The sequence below is a fragment of the Bacillus sp. TSO22 genome (assembly GCF_020223595.1).
In the GTDB taxonomy this organism is placed as follows: Bacteria; Bacillota; Bacilli; order Bacillales; family Bacillaceae; genus Bacillus; species Bacillus inaquosorum.
Window position 1 is genome coordinate 174,955 of sequence record NZ_JAHAWO010000014.1, and the last position, 13,695, is coordinate 188,649.

Sequence of the window (13,695 nt, forward strand, 5' to 3'; positions counted from 1 at the left end):
TTTCTATGAGGTTACTTTTTAAGCTTTTCAATAAGCTCGTCGTATTTCGGGCTGTTTAAGAAGTTATCCACTGATATGTGCGTCGCGTTCGGCAGCTTCGCTTTCGCGCGATCTGTTAAATCTTTATGGGTGATGACAATATCCGCATCGCTTGGCAGATTGTTAATGGCCGTGTTGGTCACCATGATATCAAGCTCCGCTTTTTTCACTTTATTTCTTAAGATGGATGCTCCCATGGCGCTTGATCCCATTCCCGCATCACACGCAAAGATAATATTGTTTACGCTTTCAGGAGACAGCTCAGACGCTTCCTCAGCTTTTGCTTGTTCCGCTTCTAAAGCAGCAGCTGCTTGGCTTTTCTTCCCCTTCATGGACTGCATTTTTTCTGTTGCTGCAGCGAGGTCTTCTTCGCTTGCTTTTGAGGATTTCAGGATCACTGCTGATACGATGAACGAAACAGCTGCAGCGACCAATACACCCGCCAATACGCCGAAGTAGCCTCCTCTTGGCGTCATCGCCATCAATGCGATAATGCTTCCCGGTGACGATGCTGCGACAAGTCCGGCATTAAAGATCGTGAACGTTAAGAGTCCGCTTGCTCCGCCGGCAATGGCCGCCAGAATCAAGGCCGGTTTCATCAAAATGTACGGGAAGTAAATCTCGTGAATCCCGCCGAAGAAATGAATAATCGCCGCGCCGGGAGCCGTTGACTTTGAAGAACCTTTACCAAAGAACATGTACGCCAGCAAAATGCCGAGCCCCGGTCCAGGGTTTGCTTCTACTAAGAACAGAATCGATTTTCCCGTTTGGGCTGCTTGCTCGATTCCGATCGGACTTAAGATTCCATGGTTAATGGCGTTATTTAGGAACAACACTTTCGCCGGTTCCACAAACACGCTGGCTACAGGCAGTAAATTAGCGTGTACAATGACTTCCACACCGGCTGCCAGCAGTTTGTTTAACGTCAGGACAACCGGACCGATGGCGTAAAACGCGAGAATCGTTAAAGCCGCGCCGACAATCCCTGCCGTAAAGTTGTTGATCAGCATTTCAAAGCCTTGTTTGACTTTATCCTTGAACAATTTATCAGTCTGTTTAATGAGGTATCCGCCAAGCGGTCCCATGATCATTGCACCTAAAAACATTGGAATATCCGACCCGACAATCACCCCGATTGCCGCTGTTGCCCCGACGACTCCGCCGCGATGGTCGTAAATCATTTTTCCGCCTGTATACGCTATCAAAAGCGGCAGTAAATACGTGATCATCGGGCTGACAAGTGTATTCAGCTGTTCATTCGGAAACCATCCCGCCGGAATAAACAGCGCGGTAATGATGCCCCACGCGATAAACGCGCCGATATTCGGCATGATCATTCCGCTCAAATAACTGCCGAAGCGCTGCACTTTCACTTTCATGCCGCCTTGCTGCTGTTCTTGCTGCATATATAAACCCTCCCTGTTTTGTTTGTCGCTGTAAGATATAAAAAGATGTTCAGAGAATCATACTTCCCTTTGACTCTATGTTAAAACGCTTACAGTCCCTATACAATTGAAAGTAAAGAGGACTTTGGCACACGGGTGTGACAATTTGTTAAAAATAAAAAGGCACCTGATATCAGGAGCCTTTTCTCTTTCCTCTATAAATAATGTTTCCGTTTTGTATAACGTACTTGGCAATCATCCGCTCACTCACAATAAAAACGGGATAGGCGCACACAAGCGCAAATACAGCCATCGGCACGTGCTGTACGGCCGGTATCATTGAACCTGCCGCATTGCGGAGGAGCAGCAAAAGATAAATGAGCAGCACGATGACTGCTAATGACACCAGCATAATCGGTGCTGATACTTTATATTCATAAAGCCGTTCCCGGCAGTGTCCGCAGCGAAATTGACAAGGTACATTTGACGATCTGACCATGTCGCCTGTCAAAGGTTTGCCGCAGTTCGGGCATACTGTTTCTTTCATAGGGTATTCCTCACTTTCCATTCCATATCTATTATACCAGAGTCCCTTCTGTTTCGTTTTGTTGCTGTTCAACACATTTTCACATTTTTTATCATCAGCTTACTTGTCTCTGTCTCTAAAATCCTCTACGCTTAAATAGATCTTAATGGAGGGGATGTATGAATGCTTCCGATTAATAGACAGCAACACATACTGAAGTGGCTGAATGAAGAAGGCGCGCTCAGAATTTCTGACATCAGCGCACGGTTCGGCGTTTCGGAAATGACGGTATACAGAGATGTCAATCAGCTTGTCCAAGCAAACCAGGTCATCAAAACGGCCGGCGGCATCACGCTCCCAGCCCGAACACCTCAAGCGGATCATATGTGCAGCTATTGCCAGAAGCCGGTCAATCAGGCCCATTCGGTTCAGCTGATTACGGTAAATCAAGACATCGAACAGCTATGCTGCGCACATTGTGCATTTTTGCGTTACGCAGATAAAACGGAAGAGGTTTCACACTTGATTTGCAGAGATTTTCTGTTACACACAACGGTCAGTGCCGGTTCGGCTTATTTCGTCGTCAACGCTGAATTAAACCTGCACTGCTGTCAGCCGCAGGCGATTCCGTTTGCGACACTCGACCATGCCAAACGGTTTCAAAAAGGATTCGGCGGAGCCGTCCGCACCTTCGACCAGGCGCTGGAGGACATGCTTCAAGACAGAAAAAAGCGCTGCACCTGCACCAAGACATAACACAACATATACAGCGGAAGGTGGTGTCTGAGTGATGAAGCAAAACAGATGGTGGATCATCCTTCTGCTTTTTCTTGTTTTCTTGCCGAAAACAAGCTTTGCTCACGCCTATATTGTCAAATCTTCACCTGAGGAAAACAGCGAATTAAAAAGCGCCCCTGCACAGGTGGAAATCGAATTTAATGAACCGGTTGAAGAAGGGTTTCATTACATTAAAGTCTATAATTCAAACGGCGACCGGGTGGATATGGACAAGACTGAAATCAAAAAAGACAACAATCACATCATGACAGTAAAGCTCAAAAAGAAGCTGCCGCATGATGTGTACAGAGCGGAATGGAATGCCGTGTCCGCGGACGGGCATCCCGTTTCCGGCGTCATTCCGTTCAGCATCGGGAAAGCGGACGGCGGATTCAGCAGCCAAAAAGCAGCCGGCTCAGCGCTGAATCCGGCAACAACCGCAGACCGCGCGATACTGTATACAGCTTTATCTCTGTTTATCGGAACGGTTTTCTTCCATCTCTTCTGGTATAAAGGGGATTCAGAACAGCTCACCAAACGGACAAGACGTATCCTGATCGTTTCCATCGCCGCATTGGGTCTGGCGCTTTTGCTTCAGCTTCCGATTCAGACAAAAGCAAACGCGGGCGGCGGCTGGGGCAGCGCCTTCCAGCCGGGCTACATCAGAGAAACACTGTTTGAAACTGCGGGCGGCGCAATTTGGATCATACAGGCCGTGCTGTATGTGCTGCTTGCACTGTCTGTGATCCCTGCGATACGCAAAAACCGCTTTTCGTCCTTCGGCTATTGGACAGCGCCGCTCATTTTCTTTTTCGGTCTCCTGCTTGCCAAAGCGTTTACCGGACATGCTGCTGTCGTTGAAGAAAAAGCGATCGGCATTTTGATGGATTTCCTTCATTTATCTTCCGCTTCCATCTGGGTCGGCGGGGTTGCGGCACTCGTTTTGCTGCTCGCAAAAGAATGGAAACAGCCTGATAAAACGCTCGCATGGGAAACGGTAAGCCGGTTCTCCCCATGGGCGCTTACTGCAGTCGGCGTCATTTTGTTTTCAGGCTTGCTCAATGGATTTTTCATCATTCGTTCCATGGATTCACTGTTCCATACAGCGTACGGCCAAGCTCTTTTAGTGAAAAGCGGACTGTTTGTTTTGATGCTGATCTTAGGCGCGATTCATTTTCTGCTCACCAGAAAACGGCGCCGTGCAGGAATCAGCGGAACACTGAAAGCGGAATGGGCAATCGGCATCGCTGTCTTAATCACAGCGGCCGTGTTTACAAGCCTGCCAAGCCCGCCTGAGCCGGCGCCGGAACCGTTCTATCAAACCAAAGCAATTGAAAACGGGCAAAGCGTGTCTCTCAGCATCAGCCCGAACCAGCCAGGCAAAAACGTATTTGAGCTGCGGGTCACTGACCATAACGGCGACCCGGTGAAAAACATTCAGCAAATCACGTTAACCATTTATAAAACAGGCCTGTCAGGCAGCGAAAACAAAAGCACGTTTCAATTAAAAGAGAAAACAAAAGGCGTCTTCCAGGATGAAAACCTATCCATTAATGAAAAGGGAAACTGGAAAATCAAAGTCCACGGACTGACCGGCGACTTTAACGAAATCAATATCATGTTTACAAAGACAAATTAAAGGAGTGTTTGAGTTGTTGAAAAAAATCGCATTCACACTATGTCCAGCTGTTATCGGCTCTCTTTTATTCTTTACGGCGCCTGCCAGCGCGCACGTGTCTGTAAAACCGACTGAATCCGCCGCAGGATCATGGGAGACCTACACAATGAAGGTTCCTTCCGAAAAAAATCAGCCGACAACAAAGGTTGTTTTAAAAATGCCAAAGAATGTTGAGTTCCAGCAATACGAACCGGTTCCGGGCTGGAAGGTGTCTACTGCCAAACACGACGACAAATCAGTGTCCGTAACGTGGGAAGCAACTGACGGCGGCATTCAGGAAGGACAATTCCAGCAGTTTACCTTTGTTGCCAAAAACCCTGATAAAGCCGAGGAAGCTGCTTGGGACGCCTACCAATATTACAAAGACGGCAGCATTGTTGAGTGGACAGGTGACGAGGATGCGGATACACCTCACTCCATTACAAAAATCACCGCTGCAAAGCAAGTGACAGATGAGCACGGCGCGACGAAAACAGAAGACGATTCCGAAGACTCAGGTTCTTCAGCTCTGGACATCACAGCGATTGTGCTGTCTGCGGCTGCCATTATCTTATCTATAGCGGCACTGGTAAAGAAAAAGCGTGCCTAATCAAAAAAGCGATCCAGATGTCATGTCTGGGTCGCTTTTTTTGATTAACCGCGTCCTGCCTGGAAGGCAGGATATTTCGTCATTCCGCCGTCCGCAAACAACGTGATGCCTGTGACGTAGCTGGATTCCTTCGAAGCAAGCCACACTGCCACTGCGGCGATTTCCTCGGGTTCGCCGATATATCCCATCGGAATCATGCTTTCTACATCTGCTTTCTGTTTAGGGTCAGCAAATTTTTCAGCATTGATTGGCGTGTTGATCGCGCCTGGTCCGATATTGTTGACGCGAATGCCCTTCGGCGCGTATTCCAAAGCCAATGTTTCTGACATCAGCTTAATTCCGCCTTTACTTGCCGCGTAGTGGACAAATAACGGCCATGGAATCCTTTCATGTACGCTGGACATGTTGATGACATTTCCCTTGATATCGTTTTCTACGAAATATTTAATCGCTTCACGGCTTCCTAAAAAGGCGCCTGTTAAGTTCGTGCCGATGACCTTATCCCAATCTTTCAGGGGCATTTCGTGAGACGGCACAGGATTTTCAAGTCCGGCATTATTAATCATAATATCAAGTGTGCCGAACTCTTTAATGGCAGTTTGCACAATATTTTTTACATCTTCCTCTTTCGTGACATCTCCCTGGACGATAACGGCTTCACCGCCCGCCTTGATGACCTCTTCTTTTACCTCGTTCGGATCCTGTTTATCACTATAATAGTTGATGACCACTTTTGCCTGCTCCTTGCCGAAGCGAATGGCCATTGCCTTTCCAAGTCCTGAAGCGGCTCCTGTAATAGCGACGACTTTTCCTTTTAAATCTGGATACATATACATCCTCCTCAATTGTTATGAATTTGTTTTGGCAATTCCTAAAAATACAGCGGCCGCAATAATCAGGGCAATCCCGATGGCAATCGCAATGAGCTGGCGTTTTGTTTTCTTTTCACGCAGGATGAAAATACCGCCGAGCGTAGAAATGACAATTCCCATTTGCGAGAGAGAAAAGCTTGTTGCGACACCGACTCTCGGCTGAGAAATAAACAAAAACATATTTCCGCCTGCCCAGATTAAGCCCGGGAGAATATTTCTGATCGCATACTTGTTAAAGGGTTTATGCTTGTAGGTTAAAGCAACGCCCCCAATCACCATCCCAATCGCCTGCGGCAAAAGAGCTGACCAGCCGGACACATTGAACAATCTGGCGACGACTACATAAACCAAATAACCGAGCGTCGAGACAAGAAGAATCAAGATACCCTTTTTTAAGTTGCTTGGCTCTCCCTCTTTCCTGTCTTTCTTATCTTCCAATGACGTGAGGATGATTCCCACAATGATAAAGATCAGCGCGAGAATGCCAAGCGTAATCGCAATCGGTGTAGACCATTCGCGGAACACGATCACACCGAACAGCGAGGTCGAAACGAGCTGCATTCCGGTGGAAATCGGCATTGTTTTGGACACACCCATCAATTCAATGCTTTTCAGCTGGTTGCTCTGTCCAAGGGACCAAAATAAGCCGGATACGATGCCAACAATAAAAATGCGCAATGACAGAACGGGCTGAACAAAAAAGTAAATCACGATAGAAACAATAAGCGCTCCGATCGTCGTTCCCAGTGTCTGGCTGTACGGCCCGCCGCCTAATTTCACATTGAAGAGAACAATGCTCCCCCAAAACAAAGCCGGGAGAAGAGCCAATAATAAATCCATTGTTGGGGAACCTTCTTTCAAAATGTATTTGCTGTTATTTTGGCTGGAATTATTGTGTTTATTCACCAGAACAACAAAAAGAGCTGCCGGAAGATCCGGCAGCTCTCAGGAGCTTGCATTCTTTTACAAACCGATGGACATATATTTTGTTTCAAGGTACGGCTCGATGCCTTCCGAACCGCCTTCACGGCCTATGCCGCTTTCTTTCATTCCGCCGAATGGGGCTTGAACCGCTGACGGTCCGCCGTCATTCCAGCCGATAATGCCATACTCAAGATTCTCGGAAATATAGATGCCGCGGCGGTAGTTTTCTGTGAAGAAGTAAGCAGCCAAGCCGTACGGTGTATCGTTGGCAAGCTGAATTGCTTCATCGATATCAGAATACGTGACGATCGGTGCAACCGGGCCGAATGTTTCCTCATGCATGATATTCATGGACGTATCGACATCGGTGAGCACTGTCGGATTGACAAAGTAGCAGCCTTTGTCATCGTTTCGGTCATACGTGCCCCCAGCGAGAACTTTCGCTCCTTTTTCAACGGCATCATCAATTTGGCTGATGATTTTTTCAAAGCCTCTTTTGTTGATAATCGGGCCGACATTGACGCCTTCTTCAAGCCCGTTTCCGACTTTAAGCTTAGACACTTGCTCGCTCAGTTTCGCAGCAAATTCATCTTTGATGGATTCATGGACGATTAGGCGGTTAGCACACACGCATGTTTGGCCCGCGTTTCGATATTTGGACACCATCGCTTGTTCAACGGCAAGGTCAATATTGGCATCCTCATCCACGATGAGCGGCGCATGTCCGCCGAGCTCCATAGAGATGTGTTTCACGGTGTCCGCACTGTTTTTCATGAGGATTTTCCCTACTGGCGTTGATCCTGTGAACGTGATTTTACGGATTTTAGGGCTGCTTGTGAACACATTCCCGATTTCTTCTCCGTCGCCAATCACAACCTGAAGAACATCCTTCGGAATACCCGCTTCATATGCGAGGCGCGCAAGCTCATATGCAGACAGCGGCGTGTCCGGTGCCGGCTTGATGATAAACGTACAGCCGGCAGCAAGAGCAGGCGCCGCTTTGCGTGTAATCATCGCATTCGGGAAATTCCAAGGCGTGATGGCGGCAACAGGGCCGACCGGCTGGCGTGTGACGACAATTCGTTTACCTGTTGTCGGAGCAGGAACCGTTCTTCCGTACACGCGCTTCGCTTCCTCTGCGAACCATTCGATATAGCCTGCGCCGTAGAGCACTTCGCCGACTGCTTCTTGGTACGGTTTTCCGTTTTCTTTTGTAATTAAATCTGCAAGTTCTTCTTTATGTTCAACAATCAGCTCATACCATTTTTTCAATAGAGACGCTCTTTCGTTCGCTGATGTTTTAGACCATGTTTTAAACGCTTGATGTGAACGTTCAATGGCTTCTTCTACTTCTTTGGCCGATTGCTGAGGAATCGTTTTGATCTCCTCGCCCGTAGCCGGGTTGTAGACCGTTAATTGATCTGGCATATTGAACATTCCTTTCTTTTCATGATTACTTAAAATGATAGCAGACACAGCCGTTTTCTTTCCAATGATTAAGCTCGCAGGCCTGCCTCCAAGATGCTGAGCCCTTCATTCAGAAGACTGTCCGAGATGACAAGCGGCGTCAGAAAGCGGATGATATTACCGTTAATTCCCGCAGTCAGCAAAAGCAATCCGTTTTGATTCGCATACGCCGCGATCGCTGCCGCTCTCGTTTTATCAGGCTCACGCGTGTCAGGATCCTTGACAATTTCGATTGCCGCCATTGCCCCGAGTCTGCGGATGTCACCGATGAACGGGAATTCTTGTTTCCACTCATAGGCCTTGTCTTCAATGATTTTGCCAATTTCTTCAGATCGCTCATTCAGCCCTTCTTCTTCAATGATATCCAATACAGCCAACGCTGCCGCGCACCCGAGCGGGCTGCCGGCATACGTGCCGCCCAGCTCCCCTGGCGCTGCTGCATCAAGCATTTCCGCGCGGCCGATCACACCGCTTAACGGCAATCCCGCTGCAAGTGATTTAGAGACCGTGATCAAATCAGGCACTACATCAAAGTGCTCAATTGCGAAATAAGTGCCGGTTCTGGCAAATCCGGTTTGAATTTCATCAGCGACAAAGACAATGCCGTGTTCCTTGCAGAATGATGCGACGTGCTGCACAAATCGTTTCGAAGGAATGATAAAGCCGCCTTCTCCCTGCACTGGCTCCATCACGACACAGGCTACCGTTTCAGGCGCGACTGAAGCGATGAAGAAATCATTGAACGCTTGGATGACCATGTCGTCATAGCTTTCATCACTCATGCCGGCCGGCTTCTGATAATAATATGGGAACGGCGCTTGATAAACCTCTGACGCAAAAGGGCCAAAGCCGAATTTATAAGGTTTGACCTTGCTCGTCATGCTCATCGTCATATTCGTGCGCCCATGAAATCCGCGTGTAAACGAGACAACCCCTTGGCGCTTTGTATACTTTCTGGCGATTTTCACAGCATTCTCTACCGCTTCCGCCCCTGAGTTCAGGAAGATCGCTTTTTTCTCATGGCTGCCCGGCGCAATCCCACACAGTTTTTCCGCTAATTCGATATAAGACGGGTACATCATGACATTGAAGCCCGGGTGAATCAGCTCCTCCGCCTGCCGCTTCACAGCCTCAACCACCTTCGGATGCGAGTGTCCGACGTTTAACGTTCCGATGGCGCCTGCAAAATCAATAAATCTCCGGCCGTCCAGATCATACAGCTCAGCCCCTTCTCCTTTTACCGCCAGACTGCGGTTGCCGTTGCTCACACCTTTTGATACGAATTGATCCCGTTTTTGCTGCCACTGGGCAGTCGTAATGTTTGCTGTTGTTTGACTCATGTGAATGTCCCCCTGTCGCTATTTTCTTATCATTCTGACTTCTTTTTGGTATGATGAAAAGTACCAATTATAACTTTTTGATGGTATCAGAAGGAGAAGCCGCATATGGACATCACAATCACACTCGACCGCTCAGAACAAGCCGATTATATTTATCAGCAAATTTATCAAAAGCTGAAAAAAGAAATCCTCAGCCGCAATCTGCTTCCACACTCAAAGGTTCCCTCCAAACGGGAGCTGGCTGAAAAGCTGAAGGTCAGCGTAAACTCAGTGAATTCAGCCTATCAGCAGCTGCTGGCTGAGGGATATTTGTACGCCATTGAGCGAAAGGGTTTTTTCGTTGAGAAGCTGGACATGTTTTCTGCCGAGGAGCACCCCCCATTTGCACTGCCGGATGACCTGAAAGAGGTTCACACAGATCAGAGTGATTGGATTTCGTTTTCACACATGAGTTCTGATACAGACCATTTCCCGATCAAAAGCTGGTTTCGCTGCGAGCAAAAAGCGGCCTCCCGCTCATACCGCACGCTCGGCGATATGTCGCACCCGCAAGGGATATATGAAGTGAGAGCGGCCATCACCAGGCTCATTTCCCTGACGCGGGGCGTAAAATGCAGGCCGGAACAAATCGTCATAGGGGCAGGCACACAGGTGCTCATGCAGCTATTGACTGAGCTTTTGCCAAAGGAAGCAGTGTATGCGATGGAGGAGCCCGGTTACAGGCGCATGTACCAGCTTTTAAAACATGCCGGAAAACAGGTGAAAACGATCACGCTGGATGAAAAAGGCATGTCGATCTCTGAAATCAGCAGACAGCGGCCTGATGTGCTGGTGACGACCCCATCGCATCAATTTCCGGCCGGAACGATTATGCCTGTATCCAGAAGAATTCAGCTGCTGAACTGGGCGGCCGAGGAGCCGCGCCGCTATATTATTGAAGACGATTATGATAGTGAATTTACATATGATGTAGACAGTATTCCGGCGCTTCAAAGCCTCGACCGTTTTCAAAATGTCATCTATATGGGCACCTTTTCAAAGTCCCTTCTCCCCGGCTTGCGGATCAGCTATATGGTTTTGCCGCCTGAGCTATTGAGGACATACAAACAGCGGGGCTACGATCTGCAGACATGCTCGTCTCTGACGCAGCTCACCCTGCAGGAATTTATCGAGTCCGGAGAATATCAGAAGCATATAAAAAAAATGAAGCAGCATTATAAAGAAAAGAGAGAACGCTTGATCACCGCTTTAGAAGCAGAGTTCAGCGGGGAGGTTACCGTAAAAGGGGCAAATGCGGGACTGCATTTTGTCACCGAATTTGATACCAGCCGCACCGAACAAGACATCCTGGCACATGCCGCCGGCCAGCAGCTTGAGATCTTCGGAATGAGCCGATTTGATTTGAAGGAAAACAAGCGGCAAACGGGCAGGCCCGCTCTCATTATCGGCTTCGCCCGGCTGAAGGAAGAAGAGATTCAGGAGGGTGTCGAGAGGCTTTTCCGTGCTGTTTACGGACATAAAAAAATCCCCGGTACAGGGGATTGATTCACCAGCGGTCCTGGTCCACATTCAGCACGGCATCAAGCAGGCCCGGAAACGCCTTTTCAAGATCTTCAGCCCGAAGCGAATAATACCGGCGCTTTCCTTCTATGCGAACTTGAGCGATGCCTGATTCTCTCAATACTTTAAAATGATGTGACAAGGTCGATTTGGCAACCTGTACATCCGCACAGGTGCCGCACGTTTTTTCTTTCGCTTCAGCTAATTGCTTGACGAGCTCTAAACGAAGCGGATCACTCAGTGCGTGAAGAACCTTTGTCAGCTGCAACGTTTCTGTTTCTGGATGGTTTGGAATGTTCATGACACAAATGTATCACACAACAATTAGAATGACAATTTTACTATTTAAGGGTTTTTCCTTTACCTCATTTTAAATACATGTTACAGTTAGTTCGATGAAATTCGAACAATAATCAGTATAACGATGGAGGAGATTGACATGATCGTATTACAAGCTTATATCAAAGTAAAACCAGAAAAACGCGAGGAATTTTTGAGCGAGGCGCAATCGCTTGTTCAGCATTCAAGAGCTGAGGAAGGCAACGCGCAATACGACCTATTTGAAAAAGTAGGCGAAGAAAATACATTTGTGATGCTTGAACAATGGAAAGATGAAGCGGCAATGAAATTCCACAATGAAACTGCACATTTCCAAGGATTTGTAGCAAAAGGAAAAGAACTGCTGAGCGCTCCTCTTGATGTTGTCCGCACAGAGCTTAGCGAGTAAGGAAAGGGTGTCCCATATGAATGAAGTCATCAAATCATTAACAGACCACCGCTCGATTCGCAGCTATACAGATGAGCCTGTAGCTCAGGAACAATTGGACCAAATCATTCAAGCAGTACAATCAGCCCCATCTTCTATCAACGGGCAACAAGTGACTGTAATCACAGTGCAGGATAAAGAGCGCAAAAAGAAAATCTCCGAGCTGGCAGGCGGACAGCCTTGGATTGACCAGGCTCCTGTTTTCCTGCTGTTCTGCGCAGACTTCAACCGGACCAAAATCGCGCTTGAGGATCTGAATGATTTCAAAATGGAAATCACAAACGGCTTAGAATCTGTTCTTGTCGGCGCAGTAGACGCTGGCATCGCCCTAGGCACAGCGACAGCAGCGGCTGAATCACTCGGACTTGGCACGGTTCCGATCGGTGCGGTTCGCGGAAACCCTCAAGAGCTAATCGAACTGCTTGAGCTTCCGAAATACGTGTTCCCTTTATCCGGCCTTGTCATTGGCCATCCTGCCGACCGTTCAGCGAAAAAACCGCGCCTTCCGCAGGAAGCAGTAAATCATCAGGAAACATATTTGAATCAAGATGAGCTGACTTCTCATATTCAGGCATATGATGAGCAGATGTCTGAATACATGAATAAGCGGACAAACGGAAAAGAAACAAGAAACTGGTCACAGAGCATCGCTTCCTATTATGAGCGCCTGTACTATCCGCATATCCGTGAAATGCTTGAGAAACAAGGATTTAAAGTTGAAAAATAAGTCTCACCCGGCCTGTCGGATTTTCCGGCAGGCCTTTCGATTGTCCGGTTAAAATCCATTGACTTCTATTTAGTTTATTTGGTAAAATTTTTTCATTGTTACTCATTGGTTTTCTGTGAACCAATGGGTTTTCTAATGTTCAAGAAAGAAGGAAGCCATGAGATGCTTGATAAAAAAACTGATATCTTGTTAGCTGCGCGAAAGCTTTTTTCGGAAAAGGATTTTACGTCGGTTTCCATGCAGGCGATCGCAGAAGAATGTAAGATGTCAAAAGCTTCGATATATAAGCTGTTTCAATCTAAGGAAGATCTGCTTTTGGAGCTGCTGTCATTTAACCAGAAACAAATGGTGGCCGCGGCCTCAAGACTTCAGGAAAATACCGCGCTGACACCGGAGGAACGTTTGATGCAAAAGGTCAAAATGGAGCTGGAAGGCTTCAGGCGGAATCAGCAGTTTTTCAATATGCTGACCTACGGAAACCCCAAGCTGCATAATGACCGGGTCAAACAGCATATCCATCAGACCAGATCAACGATTATCTGCTGGCACCGCGATTCGCTGATCCAGGCTTACGGAGAAACCATTCTCCCGTTTGTGTGGGATTTGGTCATCATTCTTCACGGCATGATGCGTGAGTTTTTAATGCTGATCAAAATAGAGGAAAAACCGCTTAAGCTTGACCCGATTGCAGAGTTTATCATCAGCACCCTCAATCAGATTGTCAAAAACAAGGAAACCCGGCAGTCTCTTCTTCCGCAAGAAGCCATCGAGCTTTATATTCATTCAGCATCCTCCTACAAACCAAAGGATAAATCAGCCCTATTGTCGGAAAGCCTGAAGGAATTACATAAAGGCATCTCTTCCCTGCCTGCCGCGGACTATGACGTAGATGAACTGACATCAGCAGCCGCCATGCTGGAGGAAGAAGCGAAGAAGGAAGAACCCCGCGCTTTTTTGCTCAAATCACTGATTGGCTATCTGGAACAAACCGGTGTTTTAACACAGCCCGTTTCGATGTTAAAAACACTGTTAATTACTTAGAGAA

The 13,695-nt window shown here is 47.6% G+C and carries 14 protein-coding genes; 7 read left to right on the forward strand and 7 right to left on the reverse strand.

Features of this window, described 5'->3' with window-relative positions:
• Nucleotides 1–11: 11 nt before the first annotated feature.
• Together KHQ79_RS18215 and KHQ79_RS18220 are read right to left on the reverse strand one after the other, a co-directional pair.
• Nucleotides 12–1,445, reverse strand: coding sequence for a PTS mannitol transporter subunit IIBC (locus tag KHQ79_RS18215; protein ID WP_225516431.1), 1,434 nt, complete (start codon nucleotides 1,443–1,445; stop codon nucleotides 12–14).
• A 172-nt stretch (nucleotides 1,446–1,617) separates the two neighbouring features.
• Nucleotides 1,618–1,971: a reductase or disulfide isomerase gene (locus KHQ79_RS18220; protein ID WP_003240226.1), complete on the reverse strand. Its 354-nt coding sequence runs from the start codon at nucleotides 1,969–1,971 to the stop codon at nucleotides 1,618–1,620.
• 162 nt (nucleotides 1,972–2,133) lie between these two features.
• Between KHQ79_RS18220 and cutR the strand changes: the two genes are divergently transcribed.
• From cutR to KHQ79_RS18235, 3 genes are read left to right on the forward strand one after another with little or no spacing between them, the layout of a single operon-like run.
• Complete coding sequence (cutR, locus tag KHQ79_RS18225) at nucleotides 2,134–2,706, forward strand: copper uptake transcriptional regulator CutR (RefSeq protein WP_225516432.1); 573 nt, start codon at nucleotides 2,134–2,136, stop codon at nucleotides 2,704–2,706.
• A gap of 34 nt (nucleotides 2,707–2,740) precedes the next feature.
• The gene (ycnJ, locus tag KHQ79_RS18230; RefSeq protein WP_225516434.1) at nucleotides 2,741–4,366 is read left to right on the forward strand and encodes a copper transporter YcnJ; all 1,626 of its coding nucleotides are present in this window, start codon (nucleotides 2,741–2,743) and stop codon (nucleotides 4,364–4,366) included.
• A 13-nt stretch (nucleotides 4,367–4,379) separates the two neighbouring features.
• Nucleotides 4,380–4,994, forward strand: a complete 615-nt coding sequence (locus tag KHQ79_RS18235) for a YcnI family copper-binding membrane protein (RefSeq protein WP_225516436.1) — start codon at nucleotides 4,380–4,382, stop codon at nucleotides 4,992–4,994.
• A 44-nt stretch (nucleotides 4,995–5,038) separates the two neighbouring features.
• On the opposite strand, the gene gdh is transcribed toward KHQ79_RS18235, so the two are convergent.
• The 4 genes from gdh to gabT all read right to left on the reverse strand — a co-directional run bounded on the left by gdh (nucleotide 5,039) and on the right by gabT (nucleotide 9,597).
• Entirely contained in the window at nucleotides 5,039–5,824 is a 786-nt protein-coding gene (gdh, locus tag KHQ79_RS18240; protein ID WP_003240219.1) for a glucose 1-dehydrogenase, read from the reverse strand.
• Between the two features lie 18 nt (nucleotides 5,825–5,842).
• Complete coding sequence (glcU, locus tag KHQ79_RS18245; RefSeq protein WP_003240218.1) at nucleotides 5,843–6,706, reverse strand: glucose uptake protein GlcU; 864 nt, start codon at nucleotides 6,704–6,706, stop codon at nucleotides 5,843–5,845.
• Nucleotides 6,707–6,829: 123 nt separating this feature from the next.
• Complete coding sequence (gene gabD, locus KHQ79_RS18250) at nucleotides 6,830–8,218, reverse strand: succinate-semialdehyde dehydrogenase (protein ID WP_225516438.1); 1,389 nt, start codon at nucleotides 8,216–8,218, stop codon at nucleotides 6,830–6,832.
• Nucleotides 8,219–8,286: 68 nt separating this feature from the next.
• Nucleotides 8,287–9,597, reverse strand: coding sequence for a 4-aminobutyrate--2-oxoglutarate transaminase (gabT, locus tag KHQ79_RS18255; protein ID WP_225516440.1), 1,311 nt, complete (start codon nucleotides 9,595–9,597; stop codon nucleotides 8,287–8,289).
• Between the two features lie 105 nt (nucleotides 9,598–9,702).
• Here gabT and gabR point away from each other — a divergent pair, with 105 nt between their 5' ends.
• Nucleotides 9,703–11,142 (forward strand): MocR-like transcriptional regulator GabR, encoded by a 1,440-nt coding sequence (gabR, locus tag KHQ79_RS18260; protein WP_225516442.1) that lies wholly within the window; start codon nucleotides 9,703–9,705, stop codon nucleotides 11,140–11,142.
• A gap of 1 nt (nucleotide 11,143) precedes the next feature.
• Here the strand turns inward: gabR and KHQ79_RS18265 are convergent, their stop codons facing one another.
• Nucleotides 11,144–11,458: an ArsR/SmtB family transcription factor gene (locus KHQ79_RS18265; RefSeq protein WP_003240210.1), complete on the reverse strand. Its 315-nt coding sequence runs from the start codon at nucleotides 11,456–11,458 to the stop codon at nucleotides 11,144–11,146.
• 138 nt (nucleotides 11,459–11,596) lie between these two features.
• Here KHQ79_RS18265 and KHQ79_RS18270 point away from each other — a divergent pair, with 138 nt between their 5' ends.
• The 3 genes from KHQ79_RS18270 to KHQ79_RS18280 all read left to right on the forward strand — a co-directional run bounded on the left by KHQ79_RS18270 (nucleotide 11,597) and on the right by KHQ79_RS18280 (nucleotide 13,691).
• A complete protein-coding gene (locus KHQ79_RS18270) occupies nucleotides 11,597–11,884 on the forward strand; it encodes a putative quinol monooxygenase (protein ID WP_003240208.1) in 288 nt (95 codons plus the stop codon).
• Between the two features lie 16 nt (nucleotides 11,885–11,900).
• A complete protein-coding gene (gene nfsA, locus KHQ79_RS18275; RefSeq protein ID WP_003240207.1) occupies nucleotides 11,901–12,650 on the forward strand; it encodes an oxygen-insensitive NADPH nitroreductase in 750 nt (249 codons plus the stop codon).
• A 162-nt stretch (nucleotides 12,651–12,812) separates the two neighbouring features.
• Complete coding sequence (locus KHQ79_RS18280; protein ID WP_060397925.1) at nucleotides 12,813–13,691, forward strand: TetR/AcrR family transcriptional regulator; 879 nt, start codon at nucleotides 12,813–12,815, stop codon at nucleotides 13,689–13,691.
• Nucleotides 13,692–13,695 lie beyond the last annotated feature (4 nt).

What these genes read in the sequence shown, in the direction of transcription:
- KHQ79_RS18215 (WP_225516431.1), bottom strand. Translation starts at nt 1,445, where the DNA reads ATGCAGCAAGAACAGCAGCAAGGCGGCATGAAAGTGAAAGTGCAGCGC.
- KHQ79_RS18220 (WP_003240226.1), bottom strand. Translation starts at nt 1,971, where the DNA reads ATGAAAGAAACAGTATGCCCGAACTGCGGCAAACCTTTGACAGGCGAC.
- cutR (WP_225516432.1), top strand. Translation starts at nt 2,134, where the DNA reads ATGCTTCCGATTAATAGACAGCAACACATACTGAAGTGGCTGAATGAA.
- ycnJ (WP_225516434.1), top strand. Translation starts at nt 2,741, where the DNA reads ATGAAGCAAAACAGATGGTGGATCATCCTTCTGCTTTTTCTTGTTTTC.
- gdh (WP_003240219.1), bottom strand. Translation starts at nt 5,824, where the DNA reads ATGTATCCAGATTTAAAAGGAAAAGTCGTCGCTATTACAGGAGCCGCT.
- glcU (WP_003240218.1), bottom strand. Translation starts at nt 6,706, where the DNA reads ATGGATTTATTATTGGCTCTTCTCCCGGCTTTGTTTTGGGGGAGCATT.
- gabD (WP_225516438.1), bottom strand. Translation starts at nt 8,218, where the DNA reads ATGCCAGATCAATTAACGGTCTACAACCCGGCTACGGGCGAGGAGATC.
- gabT (WP_225516440.1), bottom strand. Translation starts at nt 9,597, where the DNA reads ATGAGTCAAACAACAGCAAACATTACGACTGCCCAGTGGCAGCAAAAA.
- gabR (WP_225516442.1), top strand. Translation starts at nt 9,703, where the DNA reads ATGGACATCACAATCACACTCGACCGCTCAGAACAAGCCGATTATATT.
- KHQ79_RS18265 (WP_003240210.1), bottom strand. Translation starts at nt 11,458, where the DNA reads ATGAACATTCCAAACCATCCAGAAACAGAAACGTTGCAGCTGACAAAG.
- KHQ79_RS18270 (WP_003240208.1), top strand. Translation starts at nt 11,597, where the DNA reads ATGATCGTATTACAAGCTTATATCAAAGTAAAACCAGAAAAACGCGAG.
- nfsA (WP_003240207.1), top strand. Translation starts at nt 11,901, where the DNA reads ATGAATGAAGTCATCAAATCATTAACAGACCACCGCTCGATTCGCAGC.
- KHQ79_RS18280 (WP_060397925.1), top strand. Translation starts at nt 12,813, where the DNA reads ATGCTTGATAAAAAAACTGATATCTTGTTAGCTGCGCGAAAGCTTTTT.